Raw genomic sequence first — 21241 nt, forward strand, 5'->3', positions numbered from 1 at the left:
TCTAGCGTCCCATCATCCTGACATCGGCGATCGCGCCGGCAATGGCGGATGCTGCGGCGCTCGCGGGGCTAGCCAGATGCGTCCGCGCGCGCGGCCCCTGCCGGCCGACGAAATTGCGGTTCGAGGTCGAGACCGAGCGCTGCCCGGGCGCCACCACCTCGCCATTGGCGGCAAGGCACATCGAGCAGCCCGGCTCGCGCCACTCGAAGCCGGCGTCGATGAAGATCTTGTCGAGCCCTTCGGCGACCGCCTCGCGCTTGACGTTCTCCGAACCCGGCACAACCCAGGCGCGGACCCCGGCCGCGACCTTGCGACCGCGCGCAACCTCGGCCGCGGCGCGCAGATCGCTGAGCCGGCTGTTGGTGCAGGAGCCGATGAACACCCAATCGACCGGCGTGCCCGCGATCGGCGCCCCGCCTTGCAGGCCCATATACTCCAGCGCCGTCTCGATCGCGGCGCGCCGCAAGGGATCGTCGACCGCCTTCGGATCGGGAATCACGCCATCGACGCCGACGACGTGCTCGGGGCTGATGCCCCAGGTCACCTGCGGGATGATCTTCTCGACATCGATCACGACCTCGCGGTCGAACACCGCGTCGGGATCGCTCGGCAGTTCGCGCCACGCTTTCACCGCGAGATCCCACATCTCGCCTTGCGGCGCATAGGGACGGCCGCGGAGGAATTCGAACGTCTTTTCGTCCGGCGCGACCATGCCCATCTTGGCGCCGAGCTCGATCGAGAGGTTGCAGATCGTGAGCCGGCCCTCGATCGGCAGCGCGCGGATCGCACTGCCGGCATATTCGACCGCATAGCCGGTGCCGCCGGCGGCGCCGATATGGCCGATCAGCGCCAGGATCATGTCCTTGGCGGTGACGCCGAGCGGCAGCTTGCCCTCGAAGCGCGCGCGCATCGTCTTCGGGCGGCGCTGGATCAGCGACTGCGTCGCCAGCACATGGGTGAGCTCGCTCGATCCGATGCCGAAGGCGAGCGCCCCCAAGCCGCCATGGGTGCAGGTGTGGCTGTCGCCGCAGACGATGGTCGCCCCCGGCAGGCTCAAGCCGAGCTCCGGACCGATGACGTGGACGATGCCCTGGCCGGGCTGGTCGACGTCGAACAGCGTGATGCCGCTCGCCGAGGTCTCGACCCGCAGCGCAGCCAGCAATTCCAGTCCGATCTTGCTGGTTCCGGCGCGGCCCGGCGCCGTGGACAGCGCATGATCCGGCGTTGCGAAGGTCAGTTCGGGATTGTGGACCTTGAGGCCCCGGCTCTTGAGATCGAGCAGGCCGCGCGAGCCGCCGAGATCGTGCAGCAGATGGCGGTCGATATGAAGGAGGTCTGTGTCTTCGCTGAGGCGAGCAATGACATGCTGGTCCCAGATCTTCTCGAGCAAACTTCGGCCGGGCATCCGCCTTCCCCTGCTCTGTGCGTTTCCATGCGGCTTGATCTTATTGGCGCCAATCTGGGCCAAAGTTGTCGTCAAGTGAAGCAGTTTTGCCCTAACATCACATATGTGATGGAGGTGCGGTACTTGACCCACCGAGGAGCCAGCCATGCCGAATCCGAATAAGACGGCCATCGTCAAATCGGCCATGCGGACGTTTGCAGTTCTGGAGTTCTTTCGGAAAACAAAGCGGGCTGCTTCCGTGACCGAAATATCGTCCGCGTTGGAGATGCCGCAATCGAGCACGTCAATGTTGCTTCGATGTCTCGTCGAATTGAACTACCTGGAATACGAGCGAAAGACCCGGCTCTTCATCCCCAGTTACCGGGTCAATCTGCTCGGTGACTGGATCCGTCGTTCCCCGTTCCGTGATACCAAGCTCACCGATCTGATGGAGGAACTCTGGACCGCGACGGGCGGCGAAACCGTCATGCTCGGACAACAGGCCGGCGCCGCCGGGATGCAATATCTGCACGTTGTCCCCGGCGGCTCTCAGCTTCAGTACACGGCACAAGCCGGTCAAGTACGACCGATGGTGCGGACCGCGCTCGGACATGTGCTGCTGAGCCAAATGCCGAACACCAAAATTCGCGGTATTATCCGGCGCAACAACGCCGAGGAGCCGAGTCAATCGGCGCGCGTTCGCGAATCCGCCTTTCTCGAAGAGGTCGAGCGCATTCGCCGCCGCGGCTTTTCCGAGACAGGCGGCCGCACGACGCCAGGCGCAAACACAATAGGCATGCTCGTTCCCCTGCCAAAGCGACGCGCTCCGCTGGCTATCGGCATCGGCGGCCCCATCGAACGTATCGCGGCAAAGCGCGCGCACATCATTGAAGTCATGCAGAGCCGGCTGAAGGAATTGACAGATGAAGCCGGGCCAAGATTCGTTGAGAAATGACCTCTTGGGACGCATAACGCGTCGTGCGGATGACGGAGCCGCAGCCCGGATGAAGCGAAGCATTCGGACTAAATATCTGTCTTCTCCTTCCCCCTGAAAGGGGGAAGGTCGGGATGGGGGGCAGCCGCAGGCGACGCTCTATGTGGAGAGAGTTGATTCCCACCCGCTTTGCTCTGGCGAGCAAAGCGACCTCCCCTTTTGAAGGGGAGGTTGGGACCCGCGCTGCAGTTAGATCTTTCGAATTTCCTACGACGCCAGCGCTTCTTCCGGCATCACGGCCGACAGATGCTGGCTTTCGGCGACGGCGCGGTTGGTGATGCGGCCGCGATGCACGTTGAGGCCGGCGCGCAGATGCGGATCCTCGACCAGCGCACGCAGTCCCTTCGCGGCCAGCGCCAAGCCGAACGGCAGCGTGGCGTGGTTGAGCGCGTGGCTCGAGGTGACCGGCACCGCGCCCGGCATGTTGGCGACGCAATAATGCACGATGTCGTCAACGAGGTAAGTCGGCGCCTGATGCGTGGTCGGCTTCGAGGTCTCGAAGCAGCCGCCCTGGTCGATCGCGACGTCGACCAGCACCGCGCGGTGTTTCATGCCTGCAAGCTGCGCGCGCGACACCAGCTTTGGCGCGCTGGCGCCCGGCACCAGCACCGCGCCGATCACAACATCAGCCGCGAAGACTTCTTGCTCGATCGCTTCCAGCGTGGCGTAACGGGTGCGGACGCGGCCGAGGAAGAGGTCGTCGAGCGCGCGCAGCCGCGGTAATGAGCGGTCGAGAATGGTGACTTCGCTGCCAAGGCCTGCCGCCATCCGCGCCGCATGGGTGCCGACCACGCCGCCGCCGATGATCGCAACCCGCGCCGGCGGAACGCCGGGCACGCCACCGAGCAGCTTGCCCATGCCGTCGGCGGATTTGCGCAGCGCGGCGCCCGCGGCCTCGATCGCGAGCCGCCCGGCGACTTCGCTCATCGGCGCGAGCAGCGGCAGTCCGCCATGTGCGTCGGTCACCGTCTCATAGGCCACCGCCGTGCAGCCGGAGGCGATCAGACCCGCGGTCTGCGGCACATCGGGCGCGAGATGCAGATAGGTGAAGAGGATCTGTCCCTCGCGCAGCCTGATCCATTCGGACGGCTGCGGCTCCTTCACTTTCACGATCATCTCGGCGACGGAAAACACCTCTTCGGCGGTATCGGCGATCCGCGCGCCGGCCTGCGTGTAGACGTCGTCGCCGGCACCGATGCCGTCACCGGCGCCGCGCTGGACCACGACCTCGTGGCCGTGCGCCACATATTCCCGCACCGAGTCAGGCGTCAGCCCGACCCGATATTCCTCGACCTTGATTTCCTTGGGCACGCCGATGCGCATGGTCCGCTCCTTGAAGGATTCGTTTCCGCCGTCGTCAAGGCTATGCCCCGTCACATGGCGTTTCTCGGCGATTTCCGGCTTGCTCACAGCAAAATACGCCCATATCCTTCGCATTCAGCTCAGCTCTTGAAGGAAATCTGCGTGGACGGTCTCGATCGTATCGACCTCAGAATCCTCGCCGAGCTGGTCAGCGATGCCCGCGCCAGCCAAATCGAGCTTGCCGAGAAGGTCGGGCTGTCGCCGACCGCCTGCGCGCGACGCATCCGCCATCTCGAGGAGATCGGCGTGATCCGCGGCTATCGCGTCGACCTCGAACCATCGGCGCTGGGCTTGGTGACGACCGTCGTCGTCACCATCACGCTGGAGAAGCAGAGCGAGGATTATCTCGCAGCCTTCGAAGCTGCGATCGCGCGCTGTCCCGACGTCGTGTCCTGCCATCTGATGTCGGGCAGCGACGATTATCATCTGCAGGTGATCGCCCGCGACATCGCCGACTTCGAGCGCATCCACAAGCAGCATCTGTCGCGGATGCCGGGAGTCGCCCGCATCCATTCCAGCTTCGCGATGCGCGAGGTGGTTCGCCGCACCATTCCCGAGACGGCGCTGCGCGGCTGACGGTCACGCGCCATCGCGCACTGTCACAATCGCGCACTGTCACAATCGGGCACTGTCATAATCGGGCACTGTCATAATCGGATCTGCCCGGCTCGCTCCCACACGCAATTTTTAGTTCGTGATTCGCCGGCTTCTATGACAGAATTGCTACAGTTCAATATCAATTCGGTTACACGTGGAGCGGTGAATGAGCATGGAGTGGCGGGCACGGCCGGTTTCGCTGGCTTGGTCAAATCCACTGGTCCGGTGGTGGGGCTTCTTGAGCCTCGTCAGCGCCGCCAATATCGCGATCTGGTTCGCGCTCTACCGCCAGTTCAATGAACAAGCCAATGGCAGCTTCAGCAACACCTCGGGCATCGGCCTGATGATGCTGCTGTGCGCGGCCTATGTGTTCGGCTGTGCCTTCCGCTCGGTCCTGCCGCGCGCCGACGTGCAGCGCATCTGCCTGTTCGACACCTGGCTGTCGAGCGTCGTGGTCGGCCGCACCGTCGCCACCGTCGCCGAGGTTTGCTTCGCCGCGCAATGGGCGATCATCCTGCATCAGCTCGGCACCATGACCGGCGCCGAGACCACCGTGAACATCGCCTGGATCATCGTGCCGCTGATCGTGATCGCGGAATGCTTCTCCTGGTATGCGGTGCTGACCACCCATTATCTCTGCAACGCGATCGAGAACTCGATCTGGGCGGTGGTGTTCTTCCTGGTCGGGATCGCGCTGTGCCGGCTGCTGCCGGAGTTTCATGGCCCGGTGCGCTGGGCCTTCATCGTCGCGATCCTCGGCATCGCCGCCTTCCTCGCCTTCCTGATGACCGTCGACGTCCCGATGTATCTGAATCGCTGGCGCGCCAACCTCGCCGCCGGCGGCACGCTGCTGCATCCGCTGGAAGGCTTGCGCGACGTCAGCCGGCGCTGGGTCGTGACCCACGACATCGCCGAGTGGCGCGAGGAGATCGCTTGGATGTCGCTGTATTTCAGCATGGCGGTCTGGTCGAGCCTCGCGCTCTGCGTCGGCTACTCGCTCGAGGATCAGCTGCCGCGCTACCGCACCGAGCCCGTGATCGTCGCAACGACGCCGGCGCCGACAGGGCAGCACACCGCCACGATCGACGCGGCGGCACCGTCGCGGAATTGATCGGCGACCGCCGCGCGCGGCTTGTCGCCGCCAGTGCTTTCGGAGTAAAGGCTGAGGCATCCCCGCTCATCTGTCAGCGCGTTCCATGCCCCGCATCACCATCATCGAAACCGGGCTCGTCAGTCCGCAATTGCGCGAGCGCCACGGCAGCTATCCGCAGATGTTTCAGCGGATGGTAGCCACCGCCGATTCCTCTGTTACCTGCGACGTCGTCAGCCTCGCCAATGGCGAGACGCTGCCGGATCCGGTCGCATTGGATGCGATCCTGATCACGGGATCGGCCACCGGCGTCTACGACGACGTCGCGTGGATCGCGCCGCTCGAAGCCTTCGTGCGCACGGCCCATGACAAGCGCATTCCAACCGTCGGCGTCTGCTTCGGCCATCAGCTGATCGCGCAGGCGCTCGGCGGCACGGTGCGCAAATCCGAGAAAGGCTGGGGCATCGGACGCCATGTCTATCGGATCGCGCCGGACAACGGACTGATCGACGGCGAGACGATCGCCGTCGCCTGCTCGCATCAGGACCAGGTGATCACCCCGCCCGCCTCAGCGCGCACCATCCTCTCGTCCGGGTTCACGCCGCACGCCGCCCTGCTCTACGCCAACGGCACGACGCTGTCGGTGCAGCCGCATCCGGAATTCACCGCCGACTATGCCGACGCGCTGTGCGACCTGCGCCGCGGCCTCGCGCCGGATGCCCTGATCGAAGCCGCCAAGACTTCGCTCACCGAACCGCTCGACCACGCCACGCTTGGCGGCGTGATCACGCGCTTCCTCGTGCGCCGTAGCAACTAGACATCGTGTTCGCTTGGCGGCCGCAACGGAACTGCGCTCCCTCGCCCCGTTCTTACGGGGAGAGGGTTGGGGTGAGGGGCTGTCACCACGTCAACGGAGCCAGAAAAATTCGCGGAGGCTCCCCCCTCACCCGCATCGCATCTTCGATGCGATGCGACCTCTCCCCGCACGCGGGGGAGAGCTGAAGGAAGCGCTTGCTTCGCTGTAAAGCCTTCATTCGCAGCTAGCCCTTGTGCCACTGCGCGGCGGCGTCGCGGGCGAAATCGCGATAGGCCCGCGGCGCGCGGCCGAGCAGCTTCGTCAGGCGTGCCAGCTCGTCGGCCGTCGCGACCGCGCCGTCGCTCTGGTACCGGCCAAACATGAGGCGCATGTCGAGCGCGAGCCATGCCGGCATCGCTGCCTTGAAACGCTGCTCCATCGCTGCGAGATCGTCGCCGCCATAGCTTATCGCGCGGCCAAGCTCATCGCGCCAGATCGCAGCCGCGCCCTCGCCGGTCACGACGTCGGGGCCAACCAGCGCGTAAGTCTCGCGGCCGAGCGGGGCGGACGCGCGCTCGCGGCGCAGCAGCTCGATCGCGGCCGCCTCGCCGATGTCGCGGATATCGACCATCGAGATGCCCTTCGCGCCGATCGGCATGCCGTAGGCGCCGAAGTTCAGCAGCGGCTCCTTCAGCCGAAGATCGTTCTGGATGAAATAGGCCGGACGCAGGACAGTCGCGGGAAGATCGAGCGCCTCGATCATCCGCTCGACCGTGTGCTTGCCGGCGAAATGCGGCACGTCCGCATAGGCCTCGCCCTTGAACACCGAGAGATAGACGATGCCCTTGACGCCGGCCTCGCGCGCGGCAGTCAACGTCAGCATCGCCTGCGTCAGTTCGTCGGCGGCGTTCGGAACCAGCAGGAAAAGCGTGCTGACGCCAATGAGCGCCGCGCGGACCGAATCCACGTCGGCAAGATCGCCGCGAACCGCCGTCACGTGCTGCGGAAATTGCGCCTTGCCGGGCGAACGTGTCAGGGCCCGAACCTCGACGCCTTGACCGGCGAGATGATTGAGAACCTGGGTGCCGATGGTGCCCGTGCTGCCTGTCACCAGAATGGTCATGTCGAATACTCCTCTTTTGGGGCAGACCGTCTGCCGTTGCGGAGAAGCTATCTGTTCCAATTTTCCTTTGGAAATGGCAGTATCTGAACACATCGTTTCGAATATGGAACAGTTCGATGGACCTTCAGGCACTCGCCGATTTCAATCTGGTGGCCGCTCATGGCGGGCTGGGCCGCGCCAGCCGCGCTTCCGGACGGGCCAAGGCCACGCTGTCCCGCCGCGTCGCCGAACTGGAACAGAGTCTCGGCGTCCGCTTGATCGAGCGGGGTTCGCAGAGTCTGCGATTGACCGATGAGGGCCGCGCGCTGCACGAGCGCACCAGCGGTCCATTGTCCGACATCGCCGAGGCCGGCGAAGCCGTGGTGCTCGGCGCATCGACACCGCGCGGCCGCTTGCGGGTCAGCGCGCCGGTCTTGCTCGCCCATGTCGCGTTCGGCCGGATCGGTGCGCGCTTTGCGCACGCCTATCCCGACGTCCAGCTCGAGATCGTCGCCGAGGATCGCCTGGTCGATCCGGTGGAAGACGGCTATGACCTCGTCATCCGCATCAACCCGTCACCGGATGAACGTCTCGTCGGCCGCCGCTTCCTCAGCGACGAGCTGCTGGTCGTGGCGCATCCCGACCTGCGACGACCGACGATCTCCGTGCGCGATCCGGATGGCGTCTCCGTCGATGCCGTTCTGATGTCGCCGACGCCGCCCGATATGGCCTGGCGCATCCGGAATGAACACGATGAGATGATGCTCAGGCCGCGGCCGATGCTGCGTCTCTCGTCGATGTTGATGATGCGCGATGCGGTGCTCGCAGGCGCCGGCGCGGCCCTGTTGCCCAAGCTGCTGGTCGATGACGACATTGCCGCGGGCCGGCTTGCCTATTGGGGAACGGATGCCAGACCTCCGGTCGAGATCTGGGCGCTGCAGAGCTCGCGACGGCTGGTCGGCGCAAAGGTTCGCGCGTTTCTCGACGTCGTCGAGCAGGCATTCCCGAACCGAGTGTTCGTCCCGCCGGCCTGAGTTGCAACCCGGACGATGCGCCTCAGGTCATGCTGCCCGGCATGAAGCAGCGCACGCGCGGGTGGCCGTCGATATAGTGCTTCCACACCATGGTGCGCCCGACCTTGTTCGGCTCGGTGATCACGGCCTCGTTCGGGACGACAACCCATTCATTGTCGATGAGCACGCGATAGTGGCCGTGATCAGACTCCCAGTCGGGATCGGCGACCACATAGCCGTCGGCATCCGAGCAGCATTGTCCATAGCCGCTGTGCAGGCTTTCGAACCAGGGCTTCAGCGGTGAATTGGCGTAGCGGCCGTCGTCCCGCGCCAGGGTCGGCGATGTCAGCCACATCGTCCCGAGCAGCAGTGCCGCACGCGTGATAGCGTGCATGTCGTCGTCTCCGTAAGCGTCGATCCAGCTGCGGGCGCGCGTCACAGACCGCTCGCCTGCGACGCTGCCGCCGCAGGCGAGAACGCGACACATCCGCGCCCCAGCACCTGACATTGAACGATGCAAGAGCAAGGCCAGACGGGACGCCGGAAGACTACGGTCAACGAAAGTATAGGGCGCGCGGCACGATCAACGACTCACTGCCGCAACCTCCGGAACGAGCGGCGGTGCGCTGCGCGACGCCGCCTGCAGCGCGCATTCGACGAACCGGCGCGGCAGCAGCGAAGCGTTGGAGCGCATCGCCACCAGCATGCGGCTCTCCGCATCCGGCGTGTCCAGCGGCTTCGCCACCACGTTCATCACGCCGGCCTGCTGGTAGCAGGAAGGCAGGATCGAAAGTCCGATCCCGGCTGCAACCAGGCTGAGCACGGTGCGCAGCTCATGCGCCTCCTGCACCACGCGCGGGGCAAAGCCCGCCCGCCGGCACAGCATCGCGGCCTGATCGCCGACGCCGCAGCCGCTCTCGGCCATACCGACGAATTCATGCTCGGCAAGGTCGGCCATCTCGAGCGCACCCTTCGCGCCGGCCAGCGGATGATCCAGCGGCAAAAACACCATCAGCCGGTCGCGCCACACCACATGGACCTGCAGATCGGCCGCCGGCCTGAAATCGAGCGGCGGGCGCATGATCGCGACATCGAGCTCGGCGTCGGCAAGCGCGCGCAGCTGCGTTGCCGTCGACATGTGCCTGAGCTCGATCTTCACCCGCGGATAGCTGGCGCGAAAGCTGCGGAACAGCTCGGCGAACATGTCGAGCATCGGGACTGAGCCGGTGAAGCCGACCCGGATCATCCCGGCCTCGCCGCGCGCCGCACGGCGCACCGTCTCCGACGCCAGATCGAGCTCGCTGACCGCACGCCGCGCATGTTCCAGCAGCAACTGCCCGGCCTGCGTCAGTTCCACCGCGCGCCGCGTGCGCGCCAACAGGCGCGTGCCGAGTTCTTCCTCCATCGCCTTGATCTGCGTGCTCAGCGGCGGCTGGCTGACATGCAAGCGTTTGGCGGCGCGGCTGAAGCTGAGCTCTTCGGCTACCGCGATGAAGTAACGAAGCTGCCTGTAATCCATCGCTTATTCCGATTCCCTATAAGTCGGGGGTCAACAAGGTATTTGACCTCGCGGGGCCGTTTCCCGATCTTCGCGCGAAATCACCAGTCCTCCCAAGGGAGAAACGCGGGAAATGCGTCAGGTTCAGGCACGACGGCGCGGCGCTCGCAGCGGGTCAGCCATGCAATATCGCAGCGAACGATAGAAGATGACCGTTCCGTTTCGCGTTCTCGTCACCGGCGACAGCCTCGCGCCGGCCGCCGTCAATGTCCTCAGCGAGATCGGTGCAGATGTCGTGCTGATGCGCGATGCCGTCACCCCTGAGCGTCTCACGCACGAGATGGCGCGGGCACCGACGCAGGCGATCCTGATGCGCGGCAATCCGGTATTCTCCGCCGCCACCATCGCCGGCAATCCGCACCTGCGCGTGATCGCAAAGCACGGCGCCGGCATCGACAGCGTCGATATCGATGCCGCAACCGCCAGGCGCGTGCTGGTGATGGTCGCGGGCGACGCGAATGCGCCTGCGGTTGCCGAGCACACCATCGCATTAATCCTCGCGCTCGGGCGCGACGTCGTCAGCCTGAACGCGCGAACCCATTCCGGCGCCTGGGACCGCGCCACCTATCGCGGCCGCGAAATCCGCGGCCGCACGATCGGCCTGGTCGGCTTCGGTCGCATCGCCCGGCACGTCGCCCGCGCGGCGGCCGCGCTCGGCATGAGCGTCGTCGCGCTCGGCCGGAGCAGCGGCCGTGTCGATCCGGCGCTGGCGCGCGAAGCCGCCGATCTCGCCGAGCTGCTTGCGGTCTCCGACATCGTCAGCCTGCACGCGCCGCTGACCGATGCGACGCGCGGCATGATCGATGCCGGGCGGCTCAACGCCATGAAGCCCGGCTCCCTCCTGATCAACACCGCGCGCGGCGCGCTGGTCGACGAGGACGCGCTGTGCGCGGCGCTGCGCAGCGGCCATCTCGCCGGTGCCGGCCTCGACACGCTGGCGGAGGAGCCGCCGGCGAAAGACAGGCCGATCCTGCAGGCGCCGAACCTGATCGTGACGCCGCATATCGCAGCCCAAACCGGCGCATCGATCACGCGGACCGGCGTCGAGGCCGCGCGCAACATCGCAGCTGTCCTCACGCAACGCGACATCGATCGCGCCAATGTGGTCAACCCGGCGGCACTCGACGCGCCTTAAATCTCGCAGAAACGGCCCACCAAGAGGCCGCGACATCAAGAGGAAACGAACATGAATCTGGGGTGGCTGTCCAAGCTGTCCACCGTCGAACGCAAGACCTTCTTCGCTGCCTTCGGCGGCCTTGCACTCGATTCGATGGACACGACAATCTACGCGCTGGTCACGCCGGCGCTGATCGCAACGCTGAGCCTGTCGCGGCCTGACGCCGGCATTCTGGCTTCCAGCTCGTTGATCGGCACCGCCCTGGGCGGCTGGGTCGCCGGAATTGCCGCGGACCGGTTCGGCCGGGTGCGCGTGCTGCAATTCACCATCCTCCTGGTCGCGGTCTCGACCTTTGCCGCCGCCTTTGCCGACGGCTTCTGGTATCTCTTGGTCGCGCGCGCCATCCAGGGCATGGGCTATGGCGGCGAGGCCGCGGTCGGTGCCGTGCTGGTCGCCGAAGTGGTTTCGGCCGGCATGCGCGGCCGCGTCGCCGCCGCGATCCAGAGCGGATACGCCGTCGGCAATGCGCTGTCGGTGGCGCTGTTTCCCGTCATCTTCGGCTGGCTGTCGCAGGACATGGCCTGGCGCGTGTTCTTCGCGATCGGAATCCTCCCCGCGCTGCTGGTCTTCTTCGTCCGCCGCTTCGTGCCGGAATCCGCGATCTTCGTCGAGGAGAAGGCACAGCGCGCCGCCTCGCCGGCGCATAGCTTCTGGACCATCTTCACCGGCGAGCATCTGTTCAAGACGCTGGTCGCGACCTTCTTCACCACCGGCACGCTTGGCGCGGCCTATGTGATGATCACCTGGCTGCCGACCTATCTGCAAACCGGGCTGCATCTGCCGGTCACGCACACCGCCGGCTATCTCGCAGTCAACATCTTCGGATCGTTCGTCGGACCGATCGCCTTCGGCCTGATCGCCGACCGCATCGGCCGCCGCAAGGGTTTCATGCTGTTCCTGGTCTGCCAGGCACTGAACGTCGTCGTCTACACCCAGGCGCCGATCGGCCAAGGCATCACCATCATCCTCGGATTCTTCCTCGGCGCGCTGCAGGCCGGCCTCGCCTCCGGCCTGATGCCGACCTTTGCCGAGCTGTTTCCGACCAGCATCCGCGCCAACGGCGCCGGCTTTGCGCTGAGCGCAGGGCGCGGCCTCGGCTCGATCGTGCCGGCGACCGTCGGCATTCTCTCGACGCGAATGCATCTCGGCGACGCAATGGCGATCTGCGCCATCTGCGGCTACACCGCCGCATTCTGCGCGGCATTGCTGCTGCCCGAGCAGCAGGGCATCGACCTCAGAACAATGGCAGCGGGCGGCGCGCCGGACGGCGCCGAACGCCCGCCGCACGAACGAGAGACAGGACACCCTAACAACATCCGAAATGGCGTCGCGACCCAATGAACGCCATCACAATGAACGGGAGGATTGCAATGGCCGGAGCGTCCGTCACTGAGCTCGAACAACAGACCATCCGCCGCGTCTATTGGCGGCTGATCCCGATCCTGTTCGTGATGATGTTCTTCAACTATCTCGACCGTATCAATCTCGGCTATGCAGGGCTGACGATGAACAAGGACCTCGGCCTCAGCCCCGCGATCTTCGGCTTCGCGGCCAGCATCTTCTTCCTCGGCTACATGGTGCTCGAGGTGCCGAGCAACCTGATGCTGCACTGGCTCGGCGCCCGGATCTGGCTGGCGCGCATCCTGATCACCTGGGGCCTGGTCGCCGCGTTGACCGCCTTTGTCTGGAATCCGCTCAGCCTCTATGTGATGCGGTTCGGGCTCGGCGTCGCGGAAGCCGGCTTCATGCCCGGCGTGGTGCTTTACCTCACCTACTGGTTCCCGGCGCGCTATCGCGCCCGCGCGGTGGCGGGATACATCATCGCCGGCTCGTTCTCGGCGGTTTTGGGCGGGCCGATCTCGACCAGCATCATGACCTGGTTCGATGGCACTGCCGGTCTCCACGGCTGGCAATGGATGTTCCTCGCCGAGGGCGTGCCGACCATTCTGCTCGGCCTGTTCACGCTCTATTATCTCACCGACCGCCCGGCCAAGGCGAGCTGGCTCACCAAGGAACAGGCGGCCTGGCTGGAGGGCGAACTCGCCGCCGAGCGGGCCGAGATCGAACAACAGGGGCAGCACAGGTTGATCGAATGCGTCCTCGATATCCGGGTCTGGCTGCTGGCGGCGCTGTTCGGCTGCGCATTGGTCGGGATCTACGGCCTCTTGCTGTGGCTGCCGCAGATCATCAAGGGCATGGGCAATCTCAGCAACATCCAGGTCGGCTTCCTCTCGGCGATCCCGCCGCTGCTCGGCGTCATCGGCACCATCGTGGTCAGCCGCAGCTCGGACAAGACCGGCGATCGCAAGTTTCATCTCGCGGCGGTCTATCTGCTCGCCGCCGTCGCGATGCTCGGCAGCGCCTATGTCGCGAGCCCGGTGCTGGCCTTCGTGTTCCTCTGCATCGTCGGCTTCAGCCTCAATGCCGGCAACCCGCTGTTCTGGAGCATCAACGCCTCGCTGCTGACCGGCGCGGCCGGTGCCGCCTCGATCGCGCTGGTCAACACGCTGGCGCAGTTCGGCGGCCTGATCGGGCCGTGGTGCATCGGCCTGATCAAGGACTCCACCGGAAGCTTCTCCTGGGCGCTGGTCGGGATCGCCGGCTTCCTGCTCGTCGCCTCCGCCATCGCCGCCACCATGCGCGTCAAGCCGCGCGAGACGGAATTGACGGGCGCGGTCCCGTCATCCGTCGCACACTGACACCCCTGCCAAGGAAGCAACCATGATCATCGATTGTCACGGCCATTACACCACCGAGCCGGCCAAGCTGCAGATCTTCCGCGACAAGCAGCTCGCCGGCCTCGCCGACAAGTCGCGCCGGCCGCTCACCACCAATCTCGGCATCACCGATGACGAGATCCGCTCCAGCGTCGAGGGCGCGCAGCTTCGCCTGCAAAGGGAGCGCGGCACCGACGTCACCATCTTCTCGCCGCGCGCCGCCGGCATGGCACATCACGTCGGCAAGGAAGCGACCAGCCGCGAATGGACCACGATCTGCAACGACCTCGTGCACCGGGTCTGCACGCTGTTCCCGCAGAACTTCGTCCCCGTGTGCCAGCTGCCGCAGAGCCCGGGCATCAAGCCTGCCAACTGCATCGAGGAGTTGGAGCGCTGCGTGACCCAGCTCGGCTTCGTCGGCTGCAACCTCAACCCCGATCCCGCCGGCGGCTATTGGTGCGATCCGCCGCTGACCGACGAATGGTGGTATCCGCTGTATGAGAAGATGGTCGAGCTCGACGTGCCGGCGATGGTCCATGTCTCCTCGTCCTGCAATCCCTGCTTCCACGGCACCGGCGCGCATTACCTCAACGGCGACACCACCGCCTTCATGCAGTTCCTGACTTCGGATCTGTTCAAGCGCTTCCCGACCCTGCGGTTCATCATCCCGCATGGCGGCGGCGCGGTGCCCTACCACTGGGGCCGCTACCGTGGCCTCGCGCAGGACATGAAGCTGCCGCCGCTGTCGGAGCATCTCTTGAAGAACGTGTTCTTCGACACCTGCGTCTATCACTTGCCCGGCATCGAGCTGTTGACCAGGGTAATCCCTGTCGAGAACATCCTGTTTGCGTCCGAAATGGTCGGCGCGGTCCGCGGCATCGATTCTGAAACGGGTCATCACTTCGACGACACCCGCCGCTATATCGACGCGCTGCCGCTGAGCGCGGCGGACAAGGCCAAGATCTTTGAAGGCAACGCCCGCCGCGTCTATCCTCGCCTCAACGCCCATCTCGAACGCCGCGCGCATTGAACGTTGCCGAGACAAGCACTCCAACTCCTCATCCTGAGGTGCCCGCGAAGCGGGCGCCTCGAGGGATGCAGGCCACTAACCGGGCCACATGGTTCGAGACGCGCGTTCCGCGCTCCTCACCATGAGGGTCCAACCAAGCAGCAAGACCGACAATCGACTTCAACCAATCAATCTCGGAGAAAACCGATGGCCATAGGATTTGCAATTCACAAAGCGAAGCGGAAAGTGTCGCCTGACCTCGTCGCGCGCTACCGCACCCTGCCGGTCGCCAATATCAGCGATTCGATGTCGCGGATCGCGGGCACCAACCGGCTGCGGCCGATGCATGCGGGCGGCTGGCTCGGCGGCCCGGCGCTGACGGTCAAGACCCGTCCCGGCGACAATCTGATGGTCCACAAGGCGATCGACCTGGCCCAGCCCGGCGACGTCATCGTGGTCGATGCCGGCGGCGTCCTCGTCAACGCCATCATCGGCGAGATCATGTCGATGCTGGCCGAGAAGAAGGGCGTCGCGGGCTTCGTGATCGACGGCTCGATCCGCGATGCCGGCGCGATCCGCGCCGGATCGTTCCCGGTGTTCGCCGCCGGCGTCGCCCATCGCGGCCCCTACAAGGACGGCCCGGGCGAGATCAACTGCGCCATCTCGATCGACGGCATGATCGTCGAGCCCGGCGATCTCATCGTGGCCGACGACGACGGCGTGCTGTGCGTGCCCCATGACGACGCCGAGGCGATCTGCAAGCTGACCGAAGCCAAGAAGGCCACCGAGGAAAAGGCCATCCAGCAAATCCTCGCCGGCACCAGCGACCGCCGCTGGGTCGACGAGGCCCTGCAACGCCTCGGCTGCGAGTTCAAGGACTGAGACGATCGGCGGTCCCAAAGGCGGCGATGCCCGCCTTTTGGGCACGAATTTGCGCCAAGTCGGCCGGAATCATCCCGCCCATATCGTGTGCGTGTGCCCGTCCATCAAAATCGGGAATTTTTCCCGATTCCAGATGGAAAAGAATCCCGGTCCCCCGGGACTGATCTTGTTTGCCAAAGCAAGGGCGTTCCCGCAGTCTCCGAGCCAAGGTTCGTCGGGGATCAAGCCGAACCGCGGCTTGGGGGTGGGCGTCATGGCTGCTGCGTTGTTGCGTGCGGCAACACGGTCTTTGTCTTCTTCGGTCTATACGCGAGGCGCTGCGGCCGTGCTGGCTGTTATTGGCTCTGCACTGCCATCGACTGTCCTGCATGCTCAGACGGCCGATCCGGTCCCCACTGAACTGCCGCCCGTCAACGTGATTGCGCCCACACCTCTGGCCGGCACCCGCAGCGCAAGGCCGACGGCACGGCCGGTGGTTCGGACCACGCGAACCGCGCGAACCCGAACCGGACCTGTTGCTCCGGCAGCGGGACCCGATGTCGGCACCGCTGCACCTGGCCCCTCCGACCGCGACTCCACCCTGATTGATCGCGACAAGGTCCCGTCCAACACCGCGGTGATGACGACGCAGGATTTCAGCCACAACTACTCGACCAACTTCCTCGATGCTGTGAACCGCAAGCTGCCCGGCGTCACGCTCGGCGACCAGACCGGCAATCCGTTCCAGCGCAACCTCGACTACCGCGGCTTTACCGCCTCGCCGGTCCAGGGCACGCCGCAGGGCATCGCGGTCTATCAGAACGGCGTGCGCATCAACGAATCCTGGGGTGACGTGGTCAACTGGGACTTCATCCCGGAAAAGGCCATCGACAGCGTCGCATTGTTTCCCAACAATCCGGTGTTCGGCCTCAACGCGATCGGCGGTGCGCTGAGCATCCAGATGAAGAACGGCTTCACCTATCAGGGCTCCGAGGCTGAACTGTTCGGCGGCTCTTACGGGCGCGTGCAGGGCAGCGTGCAGGCCGGCGGCCAGAGGGACAACATCTCCGCCTACGCTGCGTTCGAATCCGCGTATGATCGCGGCTGGCGCGACTACGCCAATTCGTCGCACATCAACCGCATGTATGTGGATGTTGGCGCACGCAACGACGACACCGAATTTCATGTCAATTTCACCGGCGCCAGCAACCTGCTCGGCAACGTCGCGGCAACGCCGGTGCAGATGCTCAATCAGCGCTGGTCGAGCGTCTACACCTGGCCGCAGACGACGCTGCTTCAGCTCGCCTTCGTCAACGCCACGCTGAACCATAATTTCTCGGATACCTGGTCCTTCCAGGGCAATGCCTATTTCCGCGGCTTCCGGCAGACCCATGTCGACGGCAACGGCACCGACGTGCATGCCTGCGACGGGGGAGACAGTTTGTGCATCGGCGACGACCTGCCGATTTTCGGTCCGGCGGGAGGTCCCTCGGTTCCGAACACGCTGGGCAACGCCTTCCTTGGCGAAGTCGACCGCAACCGGGCCGCGACCAACAGCTTCGGCGGCACAGCCCAGCTGACCAACTCGGACAAGCTGTTCGGACACGACAACCACGTCGTGATGGGCGTCAGCGTCGACCACGGCAACACGAAATTCACGGCGACCAGCGAGCTCGGAACGATCGATCCGAACAACCTGTTCGTGACCGGCACCGGCATCTTCATCAACCAGCCCGATGCCGGTCTCGCCCCGGTCGACTTGCGCGCCACCAACACCTACACCGGCGTCTATCTCACCGATACCTTCGACGTGACGAACAGGTTCTCGGTCACTGCTGGTGGACGATTCAACTATGCCCAGATCGATCTGCAGGACCAGACCGGGACAAATGACCAGCTCAACAGCAGCAACCGATTCCAGCGCCTCAACCCGGTGATCGGCGGCACCTACAAGATCACCCCGAACCTCACCTTCTATGCCGGCTATTCAGAGGCCAACCGCGCGCCGACGCCGCTCGAGCTCGGCTGCTCCGATCCGGCCCGCCCCTGCGTCATCGATTCCTTCCTGGTGTCCGATCCGCCGCTCAAGCAGGTAGTGTCGCACACCGTCGAGGCCGGCTTCCGCGGCACCTGGGGCAACGACGCCAGGACCGGCGTGCTGAGCTGGGGCCTCGGCGCATTCCACACTCTGTCCGACGACGACATCATCCGGGTGCAGAGCCCCATCGGCACAGGCAATTTCGGCTATTTCCAGAATGCGGGGCAGACCCTGCGGCAGGGCATCGAAGCCAAGCTCGACTACCGCGTCAATCGCTGGAACGCCTATGCCAACTACACCTTCATCGACGCGACCTATCGAAGCGCAAACACGTTGCCGGCTCCCGACAACCCGAACGCCCTGACCGACCTGAACAACGATGACGTCCGGTTCATCAACGTCAAGCCGGGCGACCATATCCCGGGCATTCCGGCGCACCGCTTCAAGGCAGGTGTCGAGTACCTCGCCACCGACGCATGGAAGGTCGGCGCCGACATCAACGTGGTCGGCAGCCAGTGGCTGATCGGCGACGACACCAACCAGAGCCAGAAGGTCCCGGCCTACGCGGTCGTGAACCTGCACACCTCCTACAGGATCACGCCGAATATCGAGGTGTTCGGCCTGATCAACAACGTCTTCAACCAGCATTATTATCTCGGCGGCGCGTTCTACGAGACTGGCGGCTTTGCCAGCGCCGGAGCCGCGCCCAATTTGATGGCGCAGCTGACCGATCCGCGCACCTTCGTGCCCGGCATGCCGCTCGCCGCCTATGCCGGCATCAGGGCGAAGTTCTAAAGCGCGATGAGATTAGGTTGAATCGTCATCGCGCTTTAGCTCTTTGTCTGAGCATGATCTTTTCGGAAAACCGCTTCGCACTTTTCCGGATCATGCTTTAGGGCAATTCCTGGAAGACGCTACGCCACCGTCCCGCCGTCGACCGGCATCGCGATGCCGGTGACGAACGACGCCTTGTCCGACAGCAGGAACACCGCGACCTCCGCGATCTCCTCGGGACGCGCGGCGCGGCCCATCGGATTGCGGGTGACCGCGGCCTTGATCAGCTCCTCTGGATCGGCCTCGTTGTGGCCCGGCTGGTCCGGCCGGTTGACGAACACCCGCAGCATCGGCGTGTCGATCGCACCGGGGCAGATCGCGTTGACGCGGACGCCGTCCTTGGCGTGGCGCTTGGCGAGCGCGCGCGCCAGCCCGATCACGCCGGCCTTGGCCGCCGAATAGGTCGGACTCCACGGCGAGCCGACCAGGCCCGAGGTCGATGCAGTGAACAGGATGCTGCCCTGGCGCCGCGCGGTCATCTGGCCGAGCGCCGCGTTGGTGGTGATCAGCTGCGAGCGCAGGTTGAGATCGACGCTGAGATCCCAGCCTTCCAGATCGTCGATCACGGACGGACCGGGAATGCCGAGGTGATTCCACACGCAGTCGAGCGCTCCAAATTCCTTCACGGTTGCCGTGACGATGTCGCGCGCAAAGCCGTCGTCGCGCAGATCGCCGGTCAGCGCCAGCGCGCGTCCGCCGCCCTTTTTGATCTCGTCGACCACCGCCTTCGCGCCGGCCTCGTTCTGGTCGACCACCGCGACCGCCGCGCCCTCGCGCGCGAGGATGCGTGCCCCGGCGCGGCCGGCGCCGGATCCCGCGGCGGTGACGAGTGCGATCTTGCCCTGCATGTCCATGTTTCGATCCTGACTGTGCCCGTGAGCTCGAGCCTTCTTGGTTGTGACGTTCTGGTTGAATCAGGACCGCAGCGCTGCCGTCTTGCGCTGACGCGCTAAAGCATGATCCGGAAAAGTGCGAAGCGGTTCCGAAAAGATCATGCTCAAACAAGGAGATAAGGCGCGATGACGATTCTCATCGCGCTTCAGCGCCCGCCGAACAGGACCGGAGACTGGCCGGGCAGCAGCTGCGAATGAATGTCGCTGTCCATCCGCTCCGCCCCTTGCTGGGTGAAGCTCGCGCCGAAGGACAGGCTGAGATTCGAAGTCGGCCGGAACTCGAGTCCCGCGCGCGCAGAATAGCCGGCGTTGACGCCGGGATTGCCGCTGAACGGCGCCAGCGGTCCGCCGGCCCCGGGCGGATTGTATTTCAGCGTGTCGAAGCCGGCGAAGAAGGTCACGGGCGTATTGCCGACGCCCCTGAAATTGTAGCCGAACTGCGCGCCCTGATATTCCAGCGAGCCGAACGCCGCCGATTGGCCGAGCGCGTTCCAGCCGACGCGACCGCCTTCGCTGCCGGCGAACCAGCCGTCGGGCCGGCCGTTCAGATACGAAAAATCGCCGCCTTGCGCGCCGGCGGCGTCAAAGCTCGGAAAGTTTCCGTAGGTATCCGCCTTCTGGCCGTCGGCGAGGCTGCCGCCGAAGCCGAACAGCGAGCCCGGCGTCCAGTAGCGCACCGGGCCGGCCTGGGCACTGGCCTGCTGCTGGCCGCTCAGGCACAGCGCCAACACTGCGATTGCGGGGCCGAGTTTGCTTACCAAAGTGGTCATCAGATTACCGTCACGAGCACAGGGATTATACGTCCCACCGACCGGGAACACCAGCCTGCGCCCTACCCCGCCGCGAGCAGCTTCTGTTTCAGCAAATCCGTCAGCCAGTCGGCAAACACCTGCAGCCGCCGCGATAGATGCTGACGGTGCGGATAGAGCAAGGTCATCGGCATCGGCGCGGCGCGGTGCCGCGGCATCAGCTCGACGAGCTCTCCGGCATCGAGGTGCCGCTTCACGTCGTAGGCGGGAATCTGGATCAGGCCAAGGCCGGCGAGGCAGCAGGCGATATAGGCCTCGGCGCTGTTGACGGTGACGCGGCCGCGCAGCGCGATGCCGCGCGACGCGCCCTGCTCGCTCCACTCCCACTCCTCGATGCGGCCGGTGGAGGGCGAGGCGTAGTTGACCGCCCAATGCGCGCCGAGATCGTCGGGCGTTCGCGGCGTGCCGTGGCGCGCGAGATATCCGGGGCTTGCGACATTGATCAGCGTCAGATCGCCGAGCGGCCGCGCGATCAGACCGGAATCGCTGAGCGGGCCGACGCGCACGACGCAATCGGCGGAATCCTCGATCAGGTTGATAGCGCGATCGGTGACGCCGAGATCGATGTCGATCTGCGGATAACGATCAAGGAAAGCCGGCAACGCCGGCGCGATGATCAGGCGGCCGATCCGCCCGGGCACATCGACCCTGAGCCTGCCGGACGGTTCGGCGGCGGCGTGGCGAAACAGGGTCTCGGCCTCCTCGACATCGGCAACGACGAGCAAGGCTCGTTCGTAGAAGGCCGCGCCGTCATGCGTGGGCGACACCTTTCGCGTCGTGCGATGCAGCAGCCGCGCGCCGACGCGTTGCTCCAGTTCTGCGACCGCTGACGAGACCGACGAGCGCGGCAGGCCCAGCGTATCGGCCGCCCGCGTAAAGCTCGCGCACTCGACGACGCGAGCGAAGATGCGGAACAGGTCGATGCGGTCCAAAATCGTCCCCGATTGTTCGCCATTCCCGACAAGTGATATCAGGATGCATGGCTTTATCGGCAAATTCTAGACGAT

At 65.3% G+C, this 21241-nt stretch carries 19 protein-coding genes; 11 read left to right on the forward strand and 8 right to left on the reverse strand.

What is annotated here, in order from left to right; translation table 11 throughout:
• Position 1 precedes the first annotated feature (1 nt).
• On the reverse strand, positions 2-1405 hold the full coding sequence (leuC, locus tag ACVMIH_RS20515; protein ID WP_076826042.1) for a 3-isopropylmalate dehydratase large subunit: 1404 nt from the start codon (positions 1403-1405) through the stop codon (positions 2-4).
• A gap of 145 nt (positions 1406-1550) precedes the next feature.
• On the opposite strand from leuC, the gene ACVMIH_RS20520 reads away from it, so the two are divergent.
• Positions 1551-2339: an IclR family transcriptional regulator gene (locus ACVMIH_RS20520; RefSeq protein ID WP_076826040.1), complete on the forward strand. Its 789-nt coding sequence runs from the start codon at positions 1551-1553 to the stop codon at positions 2337-2339.
• 246 nt (positions 2340-2585) lie between these two features.
• Here ACVMIH_RS20520 and ald read toward each other — a convergent pair whose 3' ends face one another.
• The gene (ald, locus tag ACVMIH_RS20525; RefSeq protein WP_076826146.1) at positions 2586-3701 is read right to left on the reverse strand and encodes an alanine dehydrogenase; all 1116 of its coding nucleotides are present in this window, start codon (positions 3699-3701) and stop codon (positions 2586-2588) included.
• A gap of 126 nt (positions 3702-3827) precedes the next feature.
• Here ald and ACVMIH_RS20530 point away from each other — a divergent pair, with 126 nt between their 5' ends.
• The 3 genes from ACVMIH_RS20530 (at position 3828) to ACVMIH_RS20540 (ending at position 6244) form a co-directional block, all read left to right on the forward strand.
• The gene (locus tag ACVMIH_RS20530; protein WP_028333294.1) at positions 3828-4316 is read left to right on the forward strand and encodes an Lrp/AsnC family transcriptional regulator; all 489 of its coding nucleotides are present in this window, start codon (positions 3828-3830) and stop codon (positions 4314-4316) included.
• Positions 4317-4509: 193 nt separating this feature from the next.
• A complete protein-coding gene (locus tag ACVMIH_RS20535) occupies positions 4510-5448 on the forward strand; it encodes a hypothetical protein (RefSeq protein ID WP_456866529.1) in 939 nt (312 codons plus the stop codon).
• Positions 5449-5533: 85 nt separating this feature from the next.
• Positions 5534-6244 (forward strand): type 1 glutamine amidotransferase, encoded by a 711-nt coding sequence (locus ACVMIH_RS20540; protein ID WP_456863134.1) that lies wholly within the window; start codon positions 5534-5536, stop codon positions 6242-6244.
• A gap of 223 nt (positions 6245-6467) precedes the next feature.
• Here the strand turns inward: ACVMIH_RS20540 and ACVMIH_RS20545 are convergent, their stop codons facing one another.
• The gene (locus tag ACVMIH_RS20545) at positions 6468-7346 is read right to left on the reverse strand and encodes an NmrA family NAD(P)-binding protein (protein WP_076826035.1); all 879 of its coding nucleotides are present in this window, start codon (positions 7344-7346) and stop codon (positions 6468-6470) included.
• A gap of 116 nt (positions 7347-7462) precedes the next feature.
• Here ACVMIH_RS20545 and ACVMIH_RS20550 point away from each other — a divergent pair, with 116 nt between their 5' ends.
• Positions 7463-8359, forward strand: a complete 897-nt coding sequence (locus tag ACVMIH_RS20550) for a LysR family transcriptional regulator (protein WP_076826034.1) — start codon at positions 7463-7465, stop codon at positions 8357-8359.
• Positions 8360-8381: 22 nt separating this feature from the next.
• On the opposite strand, the gene ACVMIH_RS20555 is transcribed toward ACVMIH_RS20550, so the two are convergent.
• Together ACVMIH_RS20555 and ACVMIH_RS20560 are read right to left on the reverse strand one after the other, a co-directional pair.
• Positions 8382-8732 carry a hypothetical protein gene (locus ACVMIH_RS20555; protein WP_057017007.1) on the reverse strand — a complete coding sequence of 117 codons (351 nt, stop codon included), beginning with the start codon at positions 8730-8732 and terminating at the stop codon, positions 8382-8384.
• A 189-nt stretch (positions 8733-8921) separates the two neighbouring features.
• Positions 8922-9857 carry a LysR substrate-binding domain-containing protein gene (locus tag ACVMIH_RS20560; RefSeq protein ID WP_057016894.1) on the reverse strand — a complete coding sequence of 312 codons (936 nt, stop codon included), beginning with the start codon at positions 9855-9857 and terminating at the stop codon, positions 8922-8924.
• Between the two features lie 187 nt (positions 9858-10044).
• On the opposite strand from ACVMIH_RS20560, the gene ACVMIH_RS20565 reads away from it, so the two are divergent.
• From ACVMIH_RS20565 to ACVMIH_RS20590, 6 genes are all read left to right on the forward strand, one after another.
• The gene (locus ACVMIH_RS20565; RefSeq protein ID WP_057016893.1) at positions 10045-11031 is read left to right on the forward strand and encodes an NAD(P)-dependent oxidoreductase; all 987 of its coding nucleotides are present in this window, start codon (positions 10045-10047) and stop codon (positions 11029-11031) included.
• A 51-nt stretch (positions 11032-11082) separates the two neighbouring features.
• Positions 11083-12414, forward strand: coding sequence for an MFS transporter (locus ACVMIH_RS20570; RefSeq protein ID WP_057016892.1), 1332 nt, complete (start codon positions 11083-11085; stop codon positions 12412-12414).
• Between the two features lie 29 nt (positions 12415-12443).
• Positions 12444-13772, forward strand: a complete 1329-nt coding sequence (locus ACVMIH_RS20575) for an MFS transporter (protein WP_456863140.1) — start codon at positions 12444-12446, stop codon at positions 13770-13772.
• Between the two features lie 22 nt (positions 13773-13794).
• Positions 13795-14820 carry an amidohydrolase family protein gene (locus tag ACVMIH_RS20580; RefSeq protein ID WP_076826030.1) on the forward strand — a complete coding sequence of 342 codons (1026 nt, stop codon included), beginning with the start codon at positions 13795-13797 and terminating at the stop codon, positions 14818-14820.
• Between the two features lie 186 nt (positions 14821-15006).
• On the forward strand, positions 15007-15681 hold the full coding sequence (locus ACVMIH_RS20585; RefSeq protein WP_076826028.1) for an RraA family protein: 675 nt from the start codon (positions 15007-15009) through the stop codon (positions 15679-15681).
• 325 nt (positions 15682-16006) lie between these two features.
• Entirely contained in the window at positions 16007-18493 is a 2487-nt protein-coding gene (locus ACVMIH_RS20590) for a TonB-dependent receptor (RefSeq protein WP_456863143.1), read from the forward strand.
• A 119-nt stretch (positions 18494-18612) separates the two neighbouring features.
• On the opposite strand, the gene ACVMIH_RS20595 is transcribed toward ACVMIH_RS20590, so the two are convergent.
• From ACVMIH_RS20595 to ACVMIH_RS20605, 3 genes are all read right to left on the reverse strand, one after another.
• Positions 18613-19386 (reverse strand): SDR family NAD(P)-dependent oxidoreductase, encoded by a 774-nt coding sequence (locus tag ACVMIH_RS20595; RefSeq protein ID WP_076826024.1) that lies wholly within the window; start codon positions 19384-19386, stop codon positions 18613-18615.
• A gap of 185 nt (positions 19387-19571) precedes the next feature.
• The gene (locus ACVMIH_RS20600) at positions 19572-20195 is read right to left on the reverse strand and encodes a hypothetical protein (protein ID WP_168855389.1); all 624 of its coding nucleotides are present in this window, start codon (positions 20193-20195) and stop codon (positions 19572-19574) included.
• A gap of 62 nt (positions 20196-20257) precedes the next feature.
• Entirely contained in the window at positions 20258-21166 is a 909-nt protein-coding gene (locus ACVMIH_RS20605) for a LysR family transcriptional regulator (protein ID WP_456863146.1), read from the reverse strand.
• Positions 21167-21241 lie beyond the last annotated feature (75 nt).

It is taken from the genome of Bradyrhizobium sp. USDA 4503, assembly GCF_054055815.1.

Bases quoted from the DNA above. Each gene is read 5' to 3' on its own strand.
- leuC (WP_076826042.1), bottom strand. From the start codon at position 1,405: ATGCCCGGCCGAAGTTTGCTCGAGAAGATCTGGGACCAGCATGTCATT.
- ACVMIH_RS20520 (WP_076826040.1), top strand. From the start codon at position 1,551: ATGCCGAATCCGAATAAGACGGCCATCGTCAAATCGGCCATGCGGACG.
- ald (WP_076826146.1), bottom strand. From the start codon at position 3,701: ATGCGCATCGGCGTGCCCAAGGAAATCAAGGTCGAGGAATATCGGGTC.
- ACVMIH_RS20535 (WP_456866529.1), top strand. From the start codon at position 4,510: ATGGAGTGGCGGGCACGGCCGGTTTCGCTGGCTTGGTCAAATCCACTG.
- ACVMIH_RS20540 (WP_456863134.1), top strand. From the start codon at position 5,534: ATGCCCCGCATCACCATCATCGAAACCGGGCTCGTCAGTCCGCAATTG.
- ACVMIH_RS20545 (WP_076826035.1), bottom strand. From the start codon at position 7,346: ATGACCATTCTGGTGACAGGCAGCACGGGCACCATCGGCACCCAGGTT.
- ACVMIH_RS20550 (WP_076826034.1), top strand. From the start codon at position 7,463: ATGGACCTTCAGGCACTCGCCGATTTCAATCTGGTGGCCGCTCATGGC.
- ACVMIH_RS20555 (WP_057017007.1), bottom strand. From the start codon at position 8,732: ATGCACGCTATCACGCGTGCGGCACTGCTGCTCGGGACGATGTGGCTG.
- ACVMIH_RS20560 (WP_057016894.1), bottom strand. From the start codon at position 9,857: ATGGATTACAGGCAGCTTCGTTACTTCATCGCGGTAGCCGAAGAGCTC.
- ACVMIH_RS20565 (WP_057016893.1), top strand. From the start codon at position 10,045: ATGACCGTTCCGTTTCGCGTTCTCGTCACCGGCGACAGCCTCGCGCCG.
- ACVMIH_RS20570 (WP_057016892.1), top strand. From the start codon at position 11,083: ATGAATCTGGGGTGGCTGTCCAAGCTGTCCACCGTCGAACGCAAGACC.
- ACVMIH_RS20575 (WP_456863140.1), top strand. From the start codon at position 12,444: ATGGCCGGAGCGTCCGTCACTGAGCTCGAACAACAGACCATCCGCCGC.
- ACVMIH_RS20580 (WP_076826030.1), top strand. From the start codon at position 13,795: ATGATCATCGATTGTCACGGCCATTACACCACCGAGCCGGCCAAGCTG.
- ACVMIH_RS20585 (WP_076826028.1), top strand. From the start codon at position 15,007: ATGGCCATAGGATTTGCAATTCACAAAGCGAAGCGGAAAGTGTCGCCT.
- ACVMIH_RS20595 (WP_076826024.1), bottom strand. From the start codon at position 19,386: ATGGACATGCAGGGCAAGATCGCACTCGTCACCGCCGCGGGATCCGGC.
- ACVMIH_RS20600 (WP_168855389.1), bottom strand. From the start codon at position 20,195: ATGACCACTTTGGTAAGCAAACTCGGCCCCGCAATCGCAGTGTTGGCG.